The sequence below is a fragment of the Bacteroides faecium genome (assembly GCF_012113595.1).
GTDB classification, from domain to species: Bacteria; Bacteroidota; Bacteroidia; order Bacteroidales; family Bacteroidaceae; genus Bacteroides; species Bacteroides faecium.
On record NZ_CP050831.1, the window covers coordinates 5,349,505 to 5,371,044 of the forward strand.

The following is a 21,540-nucleotide window of genomic DNA, read 5'->3' on the forward strand; positions in this document are numbered from 1 at the left end:
TCAGATAGACAGCCTGTTATATTTTGCAGACTTTCATTACGTTCTTGTAGTAAAATCCCCATACCCCCATAAAATAAATTGGTTGATTAATCTTGTAATTCCCCATTTCCAGATACCGGCTCTACACATCCTGCCGGTATATCTACGCATGCACACCCTAACATTGTCAAGCGGACAGCAACCTTTGATTTTCCATTCACATTTACCAGCTCCCCTTCCAGTCCTGCTAATGGTCCTTTGATCACTTTTATCTTCTCTCCCGGTGCCAATGGCGATGTATTCATACTAATCGTTTCATCCGAATAGTCGAGCATAAATTTGAATCGCAACATTTGCTGGTCAGGAATGATAGCCGGAGTACTTTCACCACGTAGTACCATGTAACGGCTGATAGAAGATAATGTCAAAACTTCTTTTTGTTCATGCGGGTCAACATGAACGAAGATCATCATCGGAAGTAATACCCGGTCAACAACTTTACGGCGATCGCTCCATTGATGGACTTCCTGTTGAATTGGTAGGAAGTTTTCAATCCCCATTTTTGTAAGACGTTCACTCGTTTTTTTCTCGTGACAGATGCGCACAATTGCCACTAACCAACGTTTTGAGCGTGCTACGCCGCTGCCAATCACATTTGTTGGCAGAGTTTTTCGATCGTCATTTTTGTTAATGATCATGTATTTTCACCCTTCATTTCTCCGTTACTTCTTTGATAACGGAATGAATTTGGTTGCAAATATAGATAAAATAATAAATAGTAAACAAGAAAAAACACTTTCTTTTTACTCACAAGTCTAAATATGTGGTTAAATCGGCTCTGGATATGACTAATGGTTTACAAATATAGGGGATAATAATTAGGGGGCTGAATAACTTTAATTGTTATTCAGCCCCCCTGTTTTGCTTTCAAATTATTCCTGCCTTTTTTTACCATTTATAATTAATACCGAAGCTAAGCAGCTCTTTCAACTGGAAGAAGCTGTCGCCTTCAGTAGGTTTGGAGCTGTCATCAAAACGGGTATGTAGATAAAGCTTGGTAGAAAGATAGCGGTTCAGGACGAAGTTGAAGGTATTTTCCCATTCAACACGCGCCCAATGATAATTGGTCAGGTAGTTGAGACGGGATTCCAATGTTACGGCAGAGATAATAGTCCAGTTGAATGTCGATTGCAATTGGGAGCCGAAGTCATTCTTGGAGCATTTTCCTTTATCCAGACCGAATTTGGTTTCGTCTACTTCCGAGCTGCCGATATAACGCAAGTTATAGGTCAACGGCGCCACGAATACGGAGAGGTTGAATTTCTTCTTGGACAATTTGTAGTCCATACCGACACTGACTGCCAAATCCGCCGGAGACATGAATGCTGAAACCAAATCTTCACTGTTCGCTTTGTAGCCGTTGAAGAACTGGGTCTTGAATTCGGAAGAAATAGTGTAGTACCAGTTCTTGAAGGCTCTTAGACCTAATTTATTATACAGACGAAATTGGTCGGTATTAAACAAGTATTTATGGTATTCGTCCGAAGGAGTGGAAGTCATACCCACTTTAGCTTCGAGTTGATTCTCGAACAGGATTTTTTCATTGTCGTTGTAGTTGGCGAACACCTGAAAAGTTGCCAGGCCGGAGAAGTTACTCTCACCACCTTTGTACCAGTTGTCCGAAAGGTGGTTTTGGCTGATTTGCAGCGATCCGTTACCACCGGTCACCCACCAATTGGGGCGGCTGATCTTTATATCGGCCTTACCTACATTATCATCCATATTTTCCGGTTGGAACAAGTGGATAACGCTGGCTTTCGGAGATATTTTCGGCTTGACATCGCGACGGAAAACATCACGACTCATGATACGGTCTTCCGTAGTGACTACCAGTTGCGGTTTTTGCAGATAAAGATCCATCAGTGCCTTATTGACCAAGGTGTTGGCACGTTGGGTTTTGGTAAATGCCAGGGTGTCATAAGGAAGGAGTTCCGCTGTCAGTTGCGGAGTGGTGTCCGGTTGCTCTGGTTTCCATTCCAGTTTTGAATATTGTTCCATTGGAGCATAATAATATGCCAATGGGGTAAACAGGCGGAAGTAGTCGGGATCGGACGGAATATAGCGTACGGGTACGGACAAGTCATTCAGATAGTCCAACTGGGCGATATACTTATTATATAAATAAGAAACTGTATCCAATTTAGGAGTCGGCCCCGACATATTAAGTTTGAGCATCAAATATTTCTGCAGCTCCGCTGAAAGTGTATCCGCTTTCACAACTTTGGCTTTTGCCACAACGGTTGAGGACTTAGTAGTTTTGACAGGTTTGACCACTTCGGGGGCAGGTTGTACTGAATCGACCGGAAGTGCAGAATTATCGACTGGTTCCTGTGCAGAAAGCGATAACGATAATAAGGACAGGATAAAAGCTGAACATAAAGTAGTAATTCTCATCATATTTGTCTATGGTTTAGGGTGCAAAGCTACATTATTTTGTTCAGAAATCATAGGAATCTTTTAAAATTGCATTTTTTAATAAATTTGTAGAGACGAAAGACAGCATTCTTCCTCTTTTTTTTATAATTTTGCGCTTTTTAAGTTCGTAAGAATACTACTAAGTAAACAATTTTTAAAACAGTTATAGCTGTGGGAGAAACAAAGTATATTTTCGTCACCGGTGGTGTTGCCTCTTCATTAGGAAAAGGTATCATCTCATCATCCATCGGTAAGTTGCTACAAGCAAGAGGTTATAATGTAACCATCCAAAAGTTTGACCCGTACATCAACATCGACCCGGGAACATTGAATCCATATGAGCACGGAGAGTGCTATGTTACCGTAGACGGACACGAAGCCGACCTTGACCTGGGACACTATGAGCGTTTCCTGGGCATTCAAACGACAAAGGCGAACAACATCACTACGGGACGTATCTACAAGAGCGTTATCGATAAGGAGCGCCGTGGAGATTATCTGGGTAAGACAATCCAGGTGATTCCTCATATCACGGATGAAATCAAACGGAATGTGAAGCTGCTCGGCAACAAGTACAAATTCGATTTTGTAATCACTGAAATCGGTGGTACGGTCGGCGACATCGAGTCACTCCCCTACCTCGAAAGTATCCGTCAGTTGAAATGGGAACTTGGCAAGAATGCTCTTTGTGTGCACTTGACTTATGTTCCTTATCTTGCTGCTGCCGGAGAACTGAAAACGAAACCGACACAACATTCGGTGAAGGAACTTCAGAGTGTAGGTATTCAGCCAGATGTACTGGTACTCCGTGCCGAACATCCGCTAAGCGACGGATTGCGCAAAAAGGTGGCACAGTTCTGTAATGTGGACGATAAAGCCGTAGTACAGTCTATCGACGCGGAAACAATCTACGAAGTACCTATCCTGATGCAGGCACAAGGACTGGACAGCACCATTCTTGAAAAGATGGGACTGCCGGTAGGAGAAACTCCGGGACTCGGCCCATGGCGCAAATTCCTGGAACGCCGTCACGCTGCAGAGACAAAAGAGCCGGTTAATATTGCGTTAGTTGGGAAATATGACTTGCAGGATGCTTATAAATCTATCCGTGAAGCTTTGTCACAGGCCGGTACTTACAATGACCGCAAAGTGGAAGTGCATTTCGTAAACAGTGAAAAGCTGACAGACGAGAATGTAGGTGAAGCGTTGAAAGGCATGGCTGGTGTTATGATTGGTCCAGGATTCGGTCAGCGTGGTATTGACGGTAAGTTTGTTGCTATCAAATATACGCGTACACATGATATTCCGACTTTCGGTATTTGTCTGGGTATGCAATGTATCGCTATCGAATTTGCACGCAACGTACTGGGTTATGCCGATGCCAACTCACGCGAGATGGATGAAAAGACTCCGCACAACGTAATCGACATCATGGAAGAACAGAAGGCAATCACCAATATGGGTGGTACGATGCGTTTGGGAGCTTACGAATGTGTATTAAATAAAGACTCTAAGACCTATAAGGCTTACGGACAGGAACATATTCAAGAACGTCACCGTCACCGCTATGAGTTCAACAATGACTACAAAACACAGTACGAAGCTGCCGGCATGAAATGTGTAGGTATCAACCCTGAGTCGGATTTGGTGGAAATTGTGGAAATTCCGGCATTGAAGTGGTTCGTTGGTACACAGTTCCATCCGGAATATGGTAGTACGGTATTGAACCCGCACCCGTTGTTCGTAGCGTTTGTGAAAGCTGCTATCGAAAACGAAAAGTAAATTAGTAATTTGTAATTAAAATAAGAATGGATAAAAACACCATCACAGGTCTCGTTTTAATAGGTATATTATTGGTAGGATTCAGTTTTCTGAGCCGTCCCAGCGAGGAGCAGATAGCTGCACAAAAGAAATACTACGATTCTATTGCCGTGGTACAGCAGCAAGAAGAAGCGCTGAAGGCGAAAACGGAAGCTGCACTGGCTGACAGCAAGAAAGAGACTGCCGCATCGGTAGCCGATTCTTCTGCTCTGTTTTTCAATGCCATGCACGGAACTGATTCTAAAATCAGTATTCAGAATAATGTAGCGGAAATCACTTTCACGACGAAGGGCGGACGTGTATATTCAGCCATGCTGAAGGATTACATGGCACAGGATAAGAAGACACCGGTCATGCTGTTCGACGGTGATGATGCTTCGATGAATTTCAACTTCTACAATAAAGAAGGTGCTATTCAGACAAAGGATTATTTCTTTGAAGCAGTAAACAAGACGGATAGTAGCGTTACCATGCGTTTGGCCGCAGGCAGCGAAAGCTATATCGACTTCATCTACACACTGAAACCGGACAGCTACCTGATGAACTTTGAAATCAAGGCTACAGGTATGGCAGACAAGCTGGCTAACACCAAGTATGTGGACATCGACTGGTCACAACGTGCCCGCCAACTGGAAAAAGGGTTCACTTACGAGAATCGTTTGTCTGAGCTGACTTATAAGGTGACAGGTGAAAATGTAGATAACTTGTCGGCTGCCAAGGATGATGATAAGAAGTTGGAAAGCCGTATCGACTGGGTGGCTTTCAAGAACCAGTTCTTCTCTTCTGTATTTATCGCTGAGCAGGATTTCGAAAAGGTTTCTGTAAAATCGAGAATGGAACAGCAAGGAAGCGGATATATCAAGGATTACTCTGCTGAAATGAATACATTCTTCGATCCGACAGGCAAAGAACCGACAGAGATGTATTTCTATTTTGGTCCGAACCACTTCAAGACGCTGAAAGCGTTGGATAAGGGTCGTACCGAGAAATGGGAACTTCACAGACTGGTATATCTGGGCTGGCCGTTGATTCGCTGGATTAATCAATTCATCACGATCAACGTATTCGACTGGTTGTCCGGTTGGGGCTTGAGCATGGGTATCGTACTGTTGATTCTGACTATCATGGTGAAAGTTGTGGTTTATCCGGCTACCTGGAAAACTTATATGTCTTCTGCCAAGATGCGCGTGTTGAAACCGAAAATCGACGAAATCAATAAGAAGTATCCGAAGCAGGAAGACGCGATGAAGAAGCAGCAGGAAGTGATGGGGCTTTACAGCCAATATGGGGTAAGCCCGATGGGCGGCTGTCTGCCGATGTTGTTGCAGTTCCCTATCCTGATGGCTTTGTTTATGTTCGTGCCGAGTGCTATCGAGTTGCGCCAACAAAGTTTCTTGTGGGCGGACGACCTTTCCACTTATGACGCATTTATCACATTCCCATTCAATATTCCGTTCCTGGGCAACCATCTCAGCTTGTTCTGCTTGCTGATGACGGTAACCAACGTGCTGAACACGAAGTACACGATGTCTATGCAGGATACAGGCGCGCAACCACAGATGGCTGCCATGAAATGGATGATGTATCTGATGCCGATTATGTTCTTGTTTGTGTTGAACGATTATCCGTCAGGTTTGAACTATTATTATTTCGTGTCAACGTTGATTAGTGTAGGTACTATGATTCTGCTTCGTAAAACTACTAACGAAACAAAATTACTGTCTATCCTCGAAGCGAAAAAGAAAGACCCGAAACAAGCGAAAAAGACCGGATTTGCTGCACGCCTGGAAGCGATGCAAAAGCAACAAGAGCAATTGCAGCAGCAAAGACAGAATAAGAAATAAGGAATAAAATCCTATATATTCTGAGAAAGCCGGACATCCATTTAGGTTGCCCGGCTTTCTTTCTCTAAAATACAAAGTATGATGAAAACTAAATATACTTATAAACAAATCTGGATGATCGCCTATCCTATCCTAATCAGCCTGATTATGGAGCAGCTGATTGGCATGACGGACACGGCTTTTCTAGGACGTGTTGGCGAAATTGAACTGGGGGCATCTGCCATCGCAGGTGTATATTACCTCGCTATCTTTATGCTGGCTTTCGGTTTCAGCATCGGAGCCCAGATATTGATTGCCCGTCGCAACGGGGAAGGAAATTACAAAGAGATAGGTCTGATCTTCTATCAGGGCATCTATTTTTTACTGGCGGTTGCAGCTATATTGTTCACCCTATCCATCGTATTCTCACCGCATATATTGAAGAATATCATATCTTCTCCGCACATCTACGATGCAGCCGAGAGCTATATACACTGGAGAGTCTACGGTTTCTTCTTCTCTTTTGTCGGCGTTATGTTCCGGGCGTTCTTCGTAGGAACCACCCAGACCAAGACACTGACATTGAACTCCATTGTGATGGTACTCTCGAATGTTGTATTCAACTATATCCTGATTTTCGGTAAATTCGGTTTCCCGCAACTGGGGATTGCCGGTGCTGCCATCGGTTCTTCGTTAGCCGAGATGGTTTCGGTGATTTTCTTCATCATCTATACATGGAAACGGATTGACTGCAAGAAGTATGCATTGAATATCCTGCCAAAATTCCGTGTACAGATGTTGAAACGGATTCTCAATATTTCCGTTTGGACGATGATTCAGAACTTCGTTTCCCTATCGACCTGGTTCATGTTCTTCCTTTTCGTGGAACACTTGGGAGAACGGTCGCTGGCAATCGCCAATATAATCCGTAATGTATCGGGAATTCCGTTTATGATTGCGATGGCTTTCGCCTCTACCTGCGGTTCACTGGTCAGCAACCTTATTGGCGCAGGCGAACAGGATTGCGTACGGGGAACTATCAGGCAGCATATCCGTATCGGGTATATACTTGTAATACCCATACTGGTATTCTTCTGCCTGTTTCCTGACCTGGTTCTGAGTATCTATACTGACATTCCGGAATTAAGGGAAGCATCCGTCCATTCTCTTTGGGTACTATGTTCGGCTTATCTGGTGCTAGTTCCCGCCAATGTTTATTTCCAGTCGGTATCAGGGACGGGAAACACCCGCACAGCTCTAGCGATGGAACTTTGCGTACTGACCATTTATGTCGCTTACTCAATGTACTTTATCCTGTATCTGCGGATGGACATCGCATTTGCGTGGACAACGGAGTGTGTGTATGGTATTTTCACATTGATATTCTGCTACATGTATATGAAGAAAGGAAACTGGCAGAAAAAGAAGATTTAAATCCTTTTTTCACTATCTTCGCAAGAAAATAAACATTTTATAAAATATATGAGACAAGCTAATTTATTTATGATGTCGGCAGCAATGTTGTTAGCTGCCTGCGGCGGAACCAAAGACGCAGGCAAGACGGACCAGGTGCTTATCGAGAAATCGGATATTAAGATTGAAGGGAAGCGCATGACTCCCGAAGCACTTTGGGCCATGGGACGTATCGGCGGATTCGCGGTATCGCCCGACGGAAAGAAAATTGTGTATACGGTGGCATACTATAGTGTACCGGAAAACAAGAGTAACCGCGAAGTCTTCGTGATGAACGCAGACGGAAGTGATAATCAACAAATCACCCACACTCCTTATCAGGAGAATGAGGTGACATGGATTAAAGGGGGCACCAAGCTCGCTTTTCTAAGCAACGACAACGGTAGCAGCCAGCTCTACGAGATGAATCCCGACGGCAGCGGTCGCAAGCAACTGACCAATTATGACGGTGACATCGAAGGATATTCTATCTCACCGGACGGCAAGAAGCTCTTGTTTATCTCACAAGTAAAGACGAAAGAAAGTACAGCCGATAAATACCCGGACCTGCCTAAAGCTACCGGCATTATTGTCACTGACCTGATGTACAAACATTGGGATGAATGGGTGACGACGGCTCCGCATCCTTTCGTTGCTGATTTTGACGGCAACGGCATCTCCAATATCGTGGATATTCTGGACGGTGAGCCATATGAAAGCCCGATGAAGCCTTGGGGCGGCATCGAGCAACTTGCCTGGAATATGACTTCGGACAAAGTAGCTTATACTTGCCGCAAGAAGACAGGACTGGCGTATGCGGTTTCTACCAATTCGGATATTTATGTCTATGACCTGAATACTAAGAAAACGGAGAATATCACCGAAGAGAATAAGGGATATGATACCAATCCGCAATACTCTCCGGACGGCAAGTATATCGCCTGGCAGAGCATGGAACGTGACGGATACGAAGCTGATCTGAACCGTCTGTTCATCATGAATCTGGAAACCGGTGAGAAACGGTTTGTCAGCAAGGCGTTCGAATCGAATGTGGATGCTTTTGTATGGAGTGCAGACGCTAAGACTATCTATTTCACAGGTGTATGGCACGGAGAATCGCAGATTTATGCGCTGGATTTGGCAAATGATTCGGTAAAGGCGGTTACTTCGGGAATGTATGATTACGAAGGCGTGGCTCTTTTTGGTGATAAGCTGATTGCCAAGCGTCATTCTATGAGTATGGGTGACGAGATTTATACAGTGGCACTGGACGGTACAACCACTCAATTGACACAAGAGAATAAGCAGATTTATGACCAGTTGGAAATGGGTAAAGTGGAAGGTCGCTGGATGAAGACAACAGACGGCAAACAGATGTTAACATGGGTGATTTACCCGCCACAATTTGACCCGAATAAGAAATATCCTACTTTGTTGTTCTGTGAGGGCGGTCCTCAGAGTCCGGTAAGTCAATTCTGGTCATATCGTTGGAACTTCCAGATTATGGCGGCTAATGATTATATCATCGTTGCTCCGAACCGTCGCGGTCTGCCGGGATTCGGTGTAGAATGGAACGAACAGATCAGCGGTGATTATGGCGGTCAATGCATGAAGGATTACTTCACGGCTATTGACGAGATGGCAAAAGAGCCGTATGTAGACAAAGACCGTTTAGGATGTGTGGGTGCCAGTTTCGGTGGATTCTCCGTATATTGGTTGGCCGGACACCATGACAAACGCTTCAAGGCATTTATTGCTCATGACGGTATCTTCAATATGGAAATGCAATATTTGGAGACTGAAGAGAAATGGTTTGCCAACTGGGATATGGGTGGCGCATACTGGGAAAAACAAAATCCGGTGGCACAGCGTACTTTCGCCAACTCCCCTCACCTCTTCGTAGAAAAATGGGATACTCCGATTCTCTGCATCCATGGAGAAAAAGATTATCGTATCCTGGCTAATCAGGCGATGGCTGCTTTCGACGCTGCCGTGATGCGTGGGGTTCCTGCCGAACTGCTGATTTATCCGGATGAAAACCACTGGGTACTGAAACCTCAAAACGGAGTGTTGTGGCAACGTACATTCTTTGAATGGCTGGACACGTGGGTAAAGAAAGCTCCATCCAAATAAGTTTTTAAGATACTAATCACATAGTAGAATAAAACATAGTAAAATAAAAGAAGGCTCTGTTCTCAATCATTCATTGAGTTCAGAGCCTTCTCCGTTACATTCATAAAAAATCCGCTAAATTTATTCCGAATATATATTTTTAATTTCTACAATATACATTTTATGGAAACCGCCATGAGCGCCACCATACCATTTTTCTAATGATTCCTTATCCAGGAAACATTCCGGTTTGATGCCGTCGGCATAGAGTTTCTTACATTCCAGACTCAGACGGGCTTGCTCGAACAATACATTTCCCTCTTCCGTAAATATAGGTTTCAATCCGGTTTCTTTGACTTTATCTATATTCCGTCCCGACTTGGAGCCACAGACTGCATGAATTTTCTTGTTTTCTTCTCCTAAGAAGGATAAAGTCAGATAGTCGCCCTTTTCTATAAATTCATATGTATAGCGTTCGGGGCGAACGAAAACAAAGGCTACGGGCTTATTCCACAACCAGCCGATGCCACCCCAGCTTGCCGTCATTGTATTGAACTTCTCTTTCGTGCCGGCTGTGACCAGCATCCATTCTTTTCCGATAGTTTCGAAAAAGTTCTCTTTCAGGTCTTTAATTTCTAATTTCTTCATCTCTTTATTCGTTCGTTTATAGTTATTTCTTCTTATTTAGTTTTACAATTTCTCCCAGGTATGGAATCTCTACTGGAATCTTTCTTTTCTTTGCTTCTGCCGCAAAGACTTTCGGGGGATCGTGCAAAGGTTCGTCAGACAAGTCGAATGTACCATAATGCATCGGGATAGTAAGCCCGGCGCGCATTTCTTCGGCGGCAGTCAGGGATTCGTAAGGCGAGATATGATTGGGACGCATAAACCAACGGGGTTTGTACGCACCGATTCCCAGCAAAGCATAATCCGGTGGACCAAACAAGTCCGGGATTTCACGGAAGTGACTGGAATATCCCGTATCACCGCTATAATAGAGTGAGATGCCATCGCCTTGCAGCATAAAGGCTCCCCACAATCGTTGACCGCCATCACGCACGGAACGTTTGCTCCAATGCTGTGCCGGAAGGAAGGTGATTTTGAGTCCTTCGTCTTCCATCTGCTGATACCAGCCGGCTTCAATTATCTTCATTTCAGGAAACCAGTTCTGGATTAATTCTCCTGTTCCCAGTCCGCAAAAAAGTTTCATTTGCGAATTGTTCTTCAAGAGACGGGCGATACTTTGTTTATCCAAATGGTCGAAATGGTCGTGGCTGACGAGCAAATAGTCAATCCCTGTAAAGATGTCAGGATTGGCGGGAAATTCGCTCTGACGCTTAACAAAAGGGATGCTGCCGAATACAGGATCGAACATGATTCTTTTGCCTGCCAATTGGAGAAAAAAGGAATTATGTCCCAACCATATCAGGGAGTCTCCTACCACTGCGTCCAGGGAACGAAGGTAGCAGACTTTCGGATTCCACTTCACCGTCTTCTTTTCTTTTCGTTGGGGATTGGGCGAAAGACGCCATTTCAGTACACTTCCCATCCCCGGACGGAAGCGATGCTGTCTGTTAAAAAAGCGTCCGCGCACCATCGGATTTCCTCTCCAATAAGGATTGACGGTAGCCAAACGTTCGTTTCTCCTAAAACATATATGTTCACCCATTTTTATTTCTTGAATACGTCTTTACAAACTTAATAAAAAATTCTCGATTTACTATAAATAAGAACAAACAAAAAATGTACCCCGGACACACTATCGGGGTACATTTAGTTATAAAAGAATAAATATTATCCTTTTTTAATAGAACAAGAGTTAGTTAAGAGCAGTGTAAGCCGTATAAAGGCAGTTGCCATCCGAGGGCTGAAAGGTTAATTACCATAATGACTGCACCCAATATCCATAGAATCAGCAATGACCATTTCAAGCCTGTCCCCATCGGTGACCAATGGAACAACTGACGGAGAATAGTATAAAGGAAAGCTCCCAATGGAATACCAATCAGGGCAACTCCGGCAATCGTACCAAGCAGCGTCATCATAGGAGATACGGAAGTCACTGGCATCCAATTGATGGCAGGCAGCATTTCGTAAAGCAATGCCCCGCCACTGACCGCTACCGCAACAGCAGCGAATACCAAGGCTACCAGTACGACAGCCAATACAAACAGTACAGGGCAGCAGATAATCACCAAAGCTACCAGAAATATCTTAAAGAGGACGGCAGCGATGGAAACAAACACATCCCCTACTTTCTGAAGAAAGGTACGGGGCTTGCCGGAATTCATATAATTATTGACTCCATCCGCTACCCGCTCGAAGCCGTCTGTCACCGTTTTGCCAATATTCTCGATTGTGACGGCTTTTCCATGCATACTCAGTTTTTCTGCCGCTGTATGAGCTTCCGGTATAACAATCCATCCGATAATATAGAGTATGATCATCGGACAGTAAGGGACAAATACCAAAATAATCATCAGAATACGCACCAAGGTGATATCCCAATCGAAATAAGCTGCCAGTCCTGATGCTACACCACCCAACAACTTATTATCCGGATCGCGGAACCAACGGCGCGGAGCGGCAGTATGCGTATAACTCTGATTACCGGAAGCAGACTGTTCCGTCTTTTTCTGGGAATCCACATCATCGTCAGTTATTCCAAAATCTTCCGGTTTACCTACACGTGCTATAATTTCTTCCACATCCGAAACGGTTATGACTTGTTTTCCTTCGGCTATTTTTTCAGCAAACAGTTCGGCAATACGCATTTCAATATCGTTTACGATTTCTTCCGCACCTTCCTGTTTACGAAAGTAATGCTTCAGATTAGACAGGTAATTGTCTAACAGACGGTAGGCATCATCATCTATATGATAGACAGTTCCTCCTAAATTGATGGTCAATGTCTTTTTCATTTTAATTTTTTCTTTTCGGATTATCTATTGGCAATATGGTTCACTGTTTCGTTCAATTCTTTCCAGGAGATTTCAAGTTCTCCCAGGAAGGCTTCTCCACTCTCTGTGAGTTTATAATATTTGCGAGGTGGCCCCTGCGTGGATTCCACCCATTCATAGCTCAACAAATCGTCATTCTTCAGACGTGTCAGCAAAGGGTATAAAGTCCCCTCTACTACAATTAGTTGGGCCTCTTTCAGTTTCTGAATGATGTCTGAAGCATAAGCAGGCTCCTTATGCAGCAAAAGCATGATGCAATATTCAAGCATGCCTTTTCTCATCTGGGATTTTACATTGTCTACTTTCATTATTCTCTTCTTTTGTATGGCACAAATATATGCATAACTTTAGTACCTTGCATTGCAAAGTACTATAAATTAATAATTATTAAAACATTAGAGAGTTTACACCTTATTATAAAAAGAAATAATGTCTATATTTGTGCCCGTTAAACCACAAAAAAGAAAATACGTATGTTTACTATTCGAAAAGCAACGGTCAACGATTGCGAACTTATCCATAAGATGGCAAAGGAAGTGTTTCCCGCCACTTACAATGAAATTTTATCTCCCGAACAACTGGATTATATGATGGATTGGATGTATGCTCCCCGGAATATTCTCAAGCAAATGGAAGAAGAAAGGCATGTCTATTTCATCGCTTACAAAGATGGTGAGTTATGTGGATATGTTTCTGTGCAGCAACAGGAAAAGGATGTTTTCCATCTTCAGAAGATTTATGTCCTCCCCCACTTTCAGGGAACGCACTGCGGAAGTTTCCTGTTTAAAGAGGCTGTCAGATATATAAAAGAAGTGCATCCGGAACCTTGCTTGATGGAGCTGAATGTGAATCGTAACAATAAGGCATTGCAGTTTTATGAGCATATGGGGATGAGGAAACTGCGGGAAGGTGATTTTCCGATTGGTAACGGTTATTATATGAATGATTATATTATGGGATTGGATATTATTTAATAAGAAAAGGCTTGCAGATTGCTCTGCAAGCCTTTTCTTATGATTATAATCCGGTATTATTTACCGGATTTATTTTTAAGCTACTTTTTCAAGTTTCTTCATGATAGAGAAGATGAACAAGGCTGATAGCAGACAGCATACGATCAATACACTCCATACCATCCACAGTTGCATGCCACCCCACAGATAACCGATAATAGCAACCAAATAGTTACCGATAGCCGTAGCTACGAACCAGCCACCCATCATCATACCTTTATACTTGGGAGGAGCTACTTTCGACACGAAAGAAATACCCATCGGAGAAAGCAACAATTCTGCAAAAGTCAATACGAGATAAGTAGAAATCAACCAGTTGGGAGAAACCAGGACATCCGGGCTAATGCCTGCTGTTTCCACTTCTTTCGGAGTAGGCAGCCCCATAGAGCCAACAGCCAAAATCAAGAAACCACAGGCTGCAATCACCATACCGATACCGATTTTACGGGGTGCGGAAGGTTCTTTCTTTCTCTTAGCCAAATAACCAAAGACAGCCAAAGAAACCGGAGTCAGAGCCACTACAAAGAACGGATTGAACTGCTGGAATATTTGAGGAAGGATTTCTACGGTTGAATCCATGGAAGAATAGCTCCATACCAATATGCCTAATGAAGCTAACACAGCAACACCTGCAATCGCTTTACCACGACCTGTCTTGGACTGAAAGAGGGAGAATGCGCCATAAACGGCAATAATAACAAGAACCAAATTCCATACATCGAATCCAAGACGATCAAGTCCGGTCACAGATTGAGTGGTATAGTCACGCGCAAAGAATGTCATTGTCAAACCGTTCTGATGGAATGCCATCCAGAAGAAGATAACCACAGCAAATACAAGCAACAAAGCAACAATACGTTCTTTCGTTTGTGCCGGAGTCAATTCCGGTTCATTATTATTATTGTTTACAGCTTTAGCTTGCTTGGAGTTATAATCCGCATGCTTGAACATAGAACGGCAGCACACATAAATTGCCATTGAAATAATCAGAGAAATACAGGCTACGGCAAAACCATAGTTATAGGCTTCTGACAGTTTCTCAATATAGATATCACAGAATGCGGCTGTATCACCGGCAAAGCCTTGCGCAGCCTGTAATCCGCTAAGAGCAACATTTCCTTCCGGAGTAATAGTTCCGTTAAGGTATTGATGTGCCAATGAAGGAATTTGAGCATTATAAGTAAATCCTGCACCGCCTAAGATATAGTTGGTAACTTTGGTTGCAGCCGTCGGAGCAAATAAAGCACCTACGTTGATTGCCATATAAAACAAGCTGAAAGCAGTGTCACGCTTTGAACTATATTCCGGAGAATCATAAAGGTTACCTACCATTACCTGCAAGTTTCCTTTAAATAGTCCTGTTCCACAAGCAATCAGAAACAGTGAACCGAACATCATCATCTTACCTGTGAGGTTCGCTGCCGTAGGAATCGCCAGCAACAGATAACCGATAAACATGACAACGATACCTGTCGTTACCATCTTACCATAACCACACTTGTCAGCCAAGATACCGCCAATGAGAGGCATAAAATAAACTGCTGCCAGGAATGAACCAAAAATAGTAGAAGTTTCTGCTGCTGTGTAACCAAATTTCGCTTGTAAGAAAAGTGTAAAGATAGCAAGCATCGTGTAGTAGCCAAAACGTTCGCCCGTGTTAGCCAAGGCTAAAGCGTATAGCCCTTTCGGTTGTCCTTCAAACATATAAACTAGAATATTAGATTAATAAAATTGATATTTTCTGCAAATATATACTTTTTTTAATTCATTCAAAGAATATGTAGGCATATTTGCTCTATAAATAATAGGATTTATTCCTCAAATAAACGACTAATTTCCGCTCGCGATTCGCGAATCAAATCTTCTGGAGCTAATTTTATCTGAAGCCCCCTCACTCCGGCACTCACATAAATATACGGAAATTGCTGACAAGTCTCATGAATATAGGTAGGGAAATGCTTCTTCATGCCAATAGGAGAACAACCACCCCGGATATAACCTGTAAGCGGCAAAAGTTCCTTGACAGGTATCAAATCGCATTTCTTGTTACCGGAAGCTTTTGCTGCCAATTTTAAATCGACTTCGTGTTCGCCTGGGATGACGCAGACAAAATATCCGCTCTTGTCGCCGTGAAGAACGAGCGTTTTGAATACTTGCTCTATGTTCTCACCTAAGTTTGCTGCTACGTGAACGGCGCTCAGATCATTTTCATCTACTTCGTAGGGAATTAGCTCATAAGCTATTTTCGCCTTGTCCAGCAGCCGTGCAGCATTCGTTTTATTGATTTTCATTTTCGTTGTATTTAAAGGTATACTATGATAAGTGCCAACCCACCGGAGACTATCCGGTAAATTGGCACTTTATGATTCTGATTAAAGCCCCAGTTCTTCGCGAAGAAACTTAGGTGTATATCCTTTAGGGCTCTTCGCAACTTCTTCGGGTGTTCCATAGCTAAGGAGTTCTCCCCCGCCCTTGCCACCTTCAGGGCCCATGTCGATGATATAATCCGCCATTTTAATCACATCCAGATTATGCTCGATCACAATTACCGTGTTGCCTTTGTCTACAAGTTTGTTCAGGACACCCATCAATACGCGTATATCTTCAAAATGGAGTCCGGTAGTCGGTTCGTCCAGAATATAAAGGGTTTTACCGGTATCTCTTTTGGAGAGTTCCGTTGCCAGTTTCACACGCTGGCTCTCGCCGCCGGAAAGAGTGGTGGAAGATTGTCCTAACTTGATATATCCCAGTCCGACGTCCTGTATGACTTTGATTTTATTTAGGATTTGCGGTACGTTTTCAAAGAATTCTACGGCACGATTGATTGTCATATCCAGCACATCAGCTATGGATTTCCCTTTGAAACGGACTTCCAGTGTTTCCCGGTTGTAACGTTTGCCATGGCAGACTTCACAGGGCACATAGACATCCGGCAGGAAATTCATTTCAATAGTCTTATAGCCGTTTCCCGTACATGCTTCACAACGACCGCCCGAAACATTAAAAGAGAAACGTCCCGGTTTATAACCGCGAATCTTCGCTTCCGGCAATCCAACAAACAAATTACGGATGTCCGAGAACACGCCGGTGTAAGTGGCAGGATTGGAACGGGGTGTACGCCCCAGCGGAGACTGGTCGACGTTGACCACCTTATCTATATTTTCCAATCCTTCAATAGAATCGTATTCCAGAGGATCTTGCAGGGAACGATAGAATTTCTGCGAAAGGATGGGTTGCAATGTCTCATTGATTAAAGTGGATTTTCCACTTCCCGATACTCCCGTTACGCAAATCAGTTTTCCCAATGGAAATTCAACAGTAACATCTTTCAGGTTATTACCTTTCGCTCCTTTCAGCCAAATAGATTTTCCGTTCCCTTTTCTACGTTTGACGGGAACTTCTATCTTCATCTTTCCGTTCAGGTATTGAGAAGTCATTGTGTCGGTCTTTACCATCTCCTGCGGAGTTCCGGCAAAAACTACTTCTCCACCCAGGCGACCGGCTTTCGGCCCCATATCAATGACGTAATCGGCAGCCAACATCATATCTTTGTCATGTTCCACTACAATCACGGAATTTCCCATATCACGAAGTTCTTTCAAAGAATTGATAAGACGCAGGTTATCGCGTTGATGCAGACCGATACTCGGCTCGTCAAGAATATAAAGTACATTCACTAACTGGGAGCCGATTTGCGTTGCCAAACGGATACGCTGACTCTCTCCACCGGAAAGGCTGACAGAACTGCGGTTCAATGCCAGATAATCCAAACCGACATCCAATAAGAACTTCAAACGTGTACGAATCTCTTTCAGTATTTCCACGGCGATTTTCTTCTGTTTATCAGAAAGGAATTCATCGACTTTCATCAACCAGTCATATAACTCGTTAATGTCCATATTGGCCAGTTCGTTGATATTCTTATCATGAATACGGAAATGCAGCGCTTCTTTATTCAGTCGGGCGCCTTTACATTCGGGACAAACAGTCGTTTTAGCAAATTGTTCCGCCCATTTCTGTGCCGTAGCAGAAGCGTCTTTCTCCTGTAACATTTGGATATACTTCACCACACCTTCGTAAGTGACGAAGTAGTCAGAAGAAGTTCCGATCAGAGAACTTTTGATTTTAATCCGTTCATCAGAGCCATACAGAACTTCGTCAATCGCATCGTCGGGCAATTCCTTAACAGGAGTTTTCAATGTTGCGTCGTACTTGTCAAGCAGCGCTCCAATCTGCCAGAAAATCATGGCATTTTTATATTTTCCCAAAGGTGCTATTGCGCCTTCATAAATCGAAAGATCTCGGTCGGGAATCACTTTATCCACGTCAATCTGATTGACAATTCCCAGTCCTTTGCACTTCGGACACGCTCCTTGCGGAGAGTTGAAGGAGAAATTATGGGGAGCCGGTTCACGGTATGATAATCCGGTGACCGGACACATGAGACGTTTACTGTAATGACGGATATTTTCCGACTGGGTATCCAGAATCATCATCAGTCCGTCACCTTGGCGCATGGCAGTTGCCACGCTCTGTTTCAGGCGTCGGTCATCCTTTTCCGTTACCACCAATTTATCAATGACTACTTCGACGTCGTGGTTCTTATAGCGGTCGAGTTTCATGCCATGCGTTATTTCACGCACTTCGCCATCTACACGTACATATAAGTATCCTTTTTTGCGTATCTGCTCGAACAGTTCCCGGTAGTGTCCTTTACGGGCACGAACCAGCGGGGCAAGCAGATATATTTTCTTTCCCGCATAATCTTTCAGGATTAAGTCTAAAATCTGTTCTTCGGTATATTTCACCATTTCCTCACCGGACAGGTACGAATAGGCCACTCCCGCACGGGCATAGAGCAGACGGAGATAATCGTATATCTCGGTCGTTGTCCCTACGGTAGAACGGGGATTTTTATTCGTTGTTTTCTGTTCAATGGAAATAACCGGGCTCAAGCCTGTTATCTTATCGACATCCGGACGTTCCAGGTTACCCAGAAAATTACGGGCATACGCTGAAAAGGTTTCGATATAGCGGCGTTGTCCCTCAGCAAAAATTGTATCAAAAGCCAGAGAAGATTTACCACTTCCGCTTAGTCCTGTAATGACAGTCAGACTGTTGCGGGGAATCTCGGCATCAATATCCTTCAAATTGTGTACTCGCGCACCGTACACGTTGATATATTCTGTTTCCTGCATATTCATATCTTCCATAAATGCTGCAAAATTAATGTTTCCGCCCGAAATATGCTCCTAAAAAAGCACAATATTATTTTCTTAACTCAAATCTTATGAAGATATAGGGCATTATTTGTACCTTTGTTCCTTGATTTCAAGAACCAATAGTTATAATTTGATGAAACCGATAAACCGAATATTCTTATTTCTGCTTTTTATAAGCGTTTCATACGCCGTCAGTTATGCACAGGAAAACCAGTCATATTTCTTGCATACCATCGAAAAAGGACAAAGTTTATACTCTATTTCCAAGATGTACAATGTCACGACATCGGATATTATCCGTTTGAATCCCGGTTGTGACGAGAAAATCTATGCCGGGCAATCGATTAAGATTCCTAAAGGAAAAGAAAGCCAGAAAGGAGAAACCTTCCATACGATTCAAGCCGGAGAGACTTTGTACAAACTGACAACAATGTATAATGTATCCGCAAAAGATATTTGTGAAGCCAATCCCGGTTTGAGTGCCGAGAATTTTCGTATCGGACAGGTTATCCTGATTCCACAGAAAGAGGAAAAGGAAGTTGCCGTCCAGACACCGGTTGAACAAAGCAGTATTCAAGGCCCTGTGGTTCCCAGATGCAAGGATATGCATAAGGTGAAACGCAAAGAAACAATTTTCAGCGTGAGCCGCGAATATGGAATCAGCGAACAGGAATTGATCGCTGCCAATCCCGAACTGAAAAAGGGAATGAAAAAAGGACAGTTCCTTTGTATCCCCTACCCTGCAGCAACTACCGTGCAGCCTACCCAAAAAGAAGATCCTTATGCTATTCCACCGAGCAACAGCGAACTTTTCCGCAAGAGCAAAGAGACTCCCAAAGAGATGTCTACCATTAAAGCTGCATTAGTGTTGCCTTTCCAGGAAGACAAACGTATGGTGGAATATTACGAAGGTTTCCTCATGGCAGTGGATAGCCTGAAACGCACTGGTACTTCGCTTGACTTATATGTGTATGATAGTGGCAAAGATGTTTCTACCTTAAATACGATTCTTGCCAAAAACGAGATGAAGAAGATGGATGTAATCTTCGGTCCGATGCATCAGAACCAAATTAAACCTTTATCCGATTTCGCAGAAAAGAACGATATTCGTTTAGTGATTCCTTTCTCACAAAAAGGTGAAGAGGTATTCAATAATCCTGCCGTTTATCAAATCAATACGCCACAGTCTTATTTGTATTCGGAAGTTTACGAGCATTTTACCCGTCAATTTCCTAATGCACACGTTATCTTTATTGAGCCGACAATTGCCGATAAGGAGAAAGCTGATTTTATCAGTGGTTTGAAGCAGGAATTGAAAAGCAAGGGAGTCTCGATGCAGACAGTCAACGAAAGCGCTACGAAAGAAACATTGAAGGCAGCACTTCGTAATGACAAAGAGAACATCTTTATTCCAACATCAAGTACGAATGTGCTGCTAATTAAGGCACTACCACAGTTAACTCTGTTAGTCAGGGACAATCCCGAACAAAATATTCACTTGTTTGGCTACCCGGAGTGGCAAATTTATACTAAAGACCATTTAGATAGTTTCTTTGAACTGGATGTATATTTCTACTCTTCGTTCTATACGAATACATTATTCCCGGCGGCTGTGCAATTCACCAACGACTACCATAAATGGTACAGCAAGGATTTAACAAGCAAATTTCCAAACTATGCAATGCTTGGATTTGACACTGGCTTCTTCTTCCTGAAAGGCCTGTCACGCTATGGCTCGGAACTTGAAAATAATCTGCCTAAAATGAGTCTGACTCCTATTCAGACCGGATTCAAATTCCAGCGTGTGAACAACTGGGGGGGATTTATTAATAAGAAGGTGTTCTTCATACGTTTCACTAAGAACTTTGAATTAGTAAAACTAGACTTCGAATAATACGAAAATGATAAAGATAAAACCATTTTTGATCGCAGCGCTCCTGCTTACAGGTTTTACTCTGCCTGTTACTGCCCAAATCGGAGAAGCACGAAGTAATTTTTCTGTGGGTATCAACGGCGGCGTCAATCTGAATAGCGCTTCTTTCACCCCGACCATCAAGCAAAATAGCTTGATGGGGATTACCGGTGGATTGACAGCACGTTATATTTCTGAGAAGTATTTTGCCATGATTTGCGGCGCACAGGTCGAACTGAATGTCTCACAACGAGGATGGGATCAATTATTCGAAACCGTATCATTGGACGCCAATGGATATGAAGTGACTTCCAAAGACCCTACCAAGACTTATACCCGCAAAATGACTTATGTCGACATTCCCTTTCTCGCCCATCTTGCTTTCGGACGAGACAGAGGATTGCAGTTCTTCGTCCATGCAGGGCCTCAAATCGGCTTTCTGATAAGTGAATCTGAAACGATAGAGGGGATAGACATGAATAACTTGTCAAATACTCAAAAAGCAGTATATGGAGTCAAGATTCAGAATAAATTTGATTATGGTATTGCCGGCGGTGGCGGCGTGGAGCTCAGAACAAAGAAAGCAGGTAGTTTCATCGTAGAAGGACGTTATTACTTTGCCCTGTCCGATTTCTATAGTACTACAAAGAAAGATTATTTTGCACGTGCAGCACATGGTACAATCACCATTAAACTCACCTATTTATTTGACTTGAAAAAATAAAGCATCGCTTTAGATATCAAAAAGCACCGCTTTAGGATGACTAAAGC

16 protein-coding genes are annotated in these 21,540 nt (G+C 43.2%); 7 read left to right on the plus strand and 9 right to left on the minus strand.

What is annotated here, in order from left to right; translation table 11 throughout:
• Nucleotides 1-86 precede the first annotated feature (86 nt).
• Entirely contained in the window at nucleotides 87-677 is a 591-nt protein-coding gene (locus BacF7301_RS20030; RefSeq protein WP_167965621.1) for a UpxY family transcription antiterminator, read from the minus strand.
• Between the two features lie 250 nt (nucleotides 678-927).
• Nucleotides 928-2,436, minus strand: coding sequence for a DUF3078 domain-containing protein (locus BacF7301_RS20035; protein ID WP_167965622.1), 1,509 nt, complete (start codon nucleotides 2,434-2,436; stop codon nucleotides 928-930).
• Nucleotides 2,437-2,625: 189 nt separating this feature from the next.
• On the opposite strand from BacF7301_RS20035, the gene pyrG reads away from it, so the two are divergent.
• From pyrG to dpp5, 4 genes are all read left to right on the plus strand, one after another.
• Nucleotides 2,626-4,236, plus strand: coding sequence for a CTP synthase (pyrG, locus tag BacF7301_RS20040; RefSeq protein WP_167965623.1), 1,611 nt, complete (start codon nucleotides 2,626-2,628; stop codon nucleotides 4,234-4,236).
• Nucleotides 4,237-4,262: 26 nt separating this feature from the next.
• On the plus strand, nucleotides 4,263-6,119 hold the full coding sequence (yidC, locus tag BacF7301_RS20045) for a membrane protein insertase YidC (RefSeq protein WP_167965624.1): 1,857 nt from the start codon (nucleotides 4,263-4,265) through the stop codon (nucleotides 6,117-6,119).
• Nucleotides 6,120-6,200: 81 nt separating this feature from the next.
• On the plus strand, nucleotides 6,201-7,532 hold the full coding sequence (bexA, locus tag BacF7301_RS20050) for a multidrug efflux MATE transporter BexA (RefSeq protein ID WP_167967262.1): 1,332 nt from the start codon (nucleotides 6,201-6,203) through the stop codon (nucleotides 7,530-7,532).
• Between the two features lie 48 nt (nucleotides 7,533-7,580).
• Complete coding sequence (gene dpp5 / locus BacF7301_RS20055; protein WP_167965625.1) at nucleotides 7,581-9,683, plus strand: dipeptidyl-peptidase Dpp5; 2,103 nt, start codon at nucleotides 7,581-7,583, stop codon at nucleotides 9,681-9,683.
• Nucleotides 9,684-9,803: 120 nt separating this feature from the next.
• Here the strand turns inward: dpp5 and BacF7301_RS20060 are convergent, their stop codons facing one another.
• The 4 genes from BacF7301_RS20060 to BacF7301_RS20075 all read right to left on the minus strand — a co-directional run bounded on the left by BacF7301_RS20060 (nucleotide 9,804) and on the right by BacF7301_RS20075 (nucleotide 12,930).
• Nucleotides 9,804-10,310: a flavin reductase family protein gene (locus tag BacF7301_RS20060; RefSeq protein ID WP_167965626.1), complete on the minus strand. Its 507-nt coding sequence runs from the start codon at nucleotides 10,308-10,310 to the stop codon at nucleotides 9,804-9,806.
• Nucleotides 10,311-10,332: 22 nt separating this feature from the next.
• Nucleotides 10,333-11,331 carry an MBL fold metallo-hydrolase gene (locus BacF7301_RS20065; RefSeq protein ID WP_167965627.1) on the minus strand — a complete coding sequence of 333 codons (999 nt, stop codon included), beginning with the start codon at nucleotides 11,329-11,331 and terminating at the stop codon, nucleotides 10,333-10,335.
• A 154-nt stretch (nucleotides 11,332-11,485) separates the two neighbouring features.
• Entirely contained in the window at nucleotides 11,486-12,583 is a 1,098-nt protein-coding gene (locus BacF7301_RS20070) for a PspC domain-containing protein (RefSeq protein ID WP_167965628.1), read from the minus strand.
• Between the two features lie 20 nt (nucleotides 12,584-12,603).
• Nucleotides 12,604-12,930: a PadR family transcriptional regulator gene (locus BacF7301_RS20075; protein ID WP_022139283.1), complete on the minus strand. Its 327-nt coding sequence runs from the start codon at nucleotides 12,928-12,930 to the stop codon at nucleotides 12,604-12,606.
• 165 nt (nucleotides 12,931-13,095) lie between these two features.
• On the opposite strand from BacF7301_RS20075, the gene BacF7301_RS20080 reads away from it, so the two are divergent.
• On the plus strand, nucleotides 13,096-13,596 hold the full coding sequence (locus BacF7301_RS20080) for a GNAT family N-acetyltransferase (RefSeq protein ID WP_167965629.1): 501 nt from the start codon (nucleotides 13,096-13,098) through the stop codon (nucleotides 13,594-13,596).
• 75 nt (nucleotides 13,597-13,671) lie between these two features.
• On the opposite strand, the gene BacF7301_RS20085 is transcribed toward BacF7301_RS20080, so the two are convergent.
• From BacF7301_RS20085 to uvrA, 3 genes are all read right to left on the minus strand, one after another.
• Nucleotides 13,672-15,339 carry a peptide MFS transporter gene (locus tag BacF7301_RS20085; RefSeq protein WP_167965631.1) on the minus strand — a complete coding sequence of 556 codons (1,668 nt, stop codon included), beginning with the start codon at nucleotides 15,337-15,339 and terminating at the stop codon, nucleotides 13,672-13,674.
• 107 nt (nucleotides 15,340-15,446) lie between these two features.
• The gene (gene ybaK / locus BacF7301_RS20090) at nucleotides 15,447-15,926 is read right to left on the minus strand and encodes a Cys-tRNA(Pro) deacylase (RefSeq protein ID WP_167965633.1); all 480 of its coding nucleotides are present in this window, start codon (nucleotides 15,924-15,926) and stop codon (nucleotides 15,447-15,449) included.
• Between the two features lie 81 nt (nucleotides 15,927-16,007).
• Nucleotides 16,008-18,833, minus strand: coding sequence for an excinuclease ABC subunit UvrA (uvrA, locus tag BacF7301_RS20095; RefSeq protein ID WP_167967263.1), 2,826 nt, complete (start codon nucleotides 18,831-18,833; stop codon nucleotides 16,008-16,010).
• 157 nt (nucleotides 18,834-18,990) lie between these two features.
• On the opposite strand from uvrA, the gene BacF7301_RS20100 reads away from it, so the two are divergent.
• Nucleotides 18,991-20,751: a LysM peptidoglycan-binding domain-containing protein gene (locus BacF7301_RS20100; protein WP_167965635.1), complete on the plus strand. Its 1,761-nt coding sequence runs from the start codon at nucleotides 18,991-18,993 to the stop codon at nucleotides 20,749-20,751.
• A gap of 7 nt (nucleotides 20,752-20,758) precedes the next feature.
• On the plus strand, nucleotides 20,759-21,493 hold the full coding sequence (locus BacF7301_RS20105; protein ID WP_167965637.1) for a porin family protein: 735 nt from the start codon (nucleotides 20,759-20,761) through the stop codon (nucleotides 21,491-21,493).
• The last annotated feature ends 47 nt before the right edge of the window (nucleotides 21,494-21,540 follow it).

Excerpts from the sequence above, each read along its gene's own strand:
- BacF7301_RS20030 (WP_167965621.1), bottom strand. The coding sequence starts at position 677 with ATGATCATTAACAAAAATGACGATCGAAAAACTCTGCCAACAAATGTG.
- BacF7301_RS20035 (WP_167965622.1), bottom strand. The coding sequence starts at position 2,436 with ATGATGAGAATTACTACTTTATGTTCAGCTTTTATCCTGTCCTTATTA.
- yidC (WP_167965624.1), top strand. The coding sequence starts at position 4,263 with ATGGATAAAAACACCATCACAGGTCTCGTTTTAATAGGTATATTATTG.
- bexA (WP_167967262.1), top strand. The coding sequence starts at position 6,201 with ATGAAAACTAAATATACTTATAAACAAATCTGGATGATCGCCTATCCT.
- dpp5 (WP_167965625.1), top strand. The coding sequence starts at position 7,581 with ATGAGACAAGCTAATTTATTTATGATGTCGGCAGCAATGTTGTTAGCT.
- BacF7301_RS20060 (WP_167965626.1), bottom strand. The coding sequence starts at position 10,310 with ATGAAGAAATTAGAAATTAAAGACCTGAAAGAGAACTTTTTCGAAACT.
- BacF7301_RS20065 (WP_167965627.1), bottom strand. The coding sequence starts at position 11,331 with ATGGGTGAACATATATGTTTTAGGAGAAACGAACGTTTGGCTACCGTC.
- BacF7301_RS20070 (WP_167965628.1), bottom strand. The coding sequence starts at position 12,583 with ATGAAAAAGACATTGACCATCAATTTAGGAGGAACTGTCTATCATATA.
- BacF7301_RS20075 (WP_022139283.1), bottom strand. The coding sequence starts at position 12,930 with ATGAAAGTAGACAATGTAAAATCCCAGATGAGAAAAGGCATGCTTGAA.
- BacF7301_RS20080 (WP_167965629.1), top strand. The coding sequence starts at position 13,096 with ATGTTTACTATTCGAAAAGCAACGGTCAACGATTGCGAACTTATCCAT.
- BacF7301_RS20085 (WP_167965631.1), bottom strand. The coding sequence starts at position 15,339 with ATGTTTGAAGGACAACCGAAAGGGCTATACGCTTTAGCCTTGGCTAAC.
- ybaK (WP_167965633.1), bottom strand. The coding sequence starts at position 15,926 with ATGAAAATCAATAAAACGAATGCTGCACGGCTGCTGGACAAGGCGAAA.
- uvrA (WP_167967263.1), bottom strand. The coding sequence starts at position 18,833 with ATGCAGGAAACAGAATATATCAACGTGTACGGTGCGCGAGTACACAAT.
- BacF7301_RS20100 (WP_167965635.1), top strand. The coding sequence starts at position 18,991 with ATGAAACCGATAAACCGAATATTCTTATTTCTGCTTTTTATAAGCGTT.
- BacF7301_RS20105 (WP_167965637.1), top strand. The coding sequence starts at position 20,759 with ATGATAAAGATAAAACCATTTTTGATCGCAGCGCTCCTGCTTACAGGT.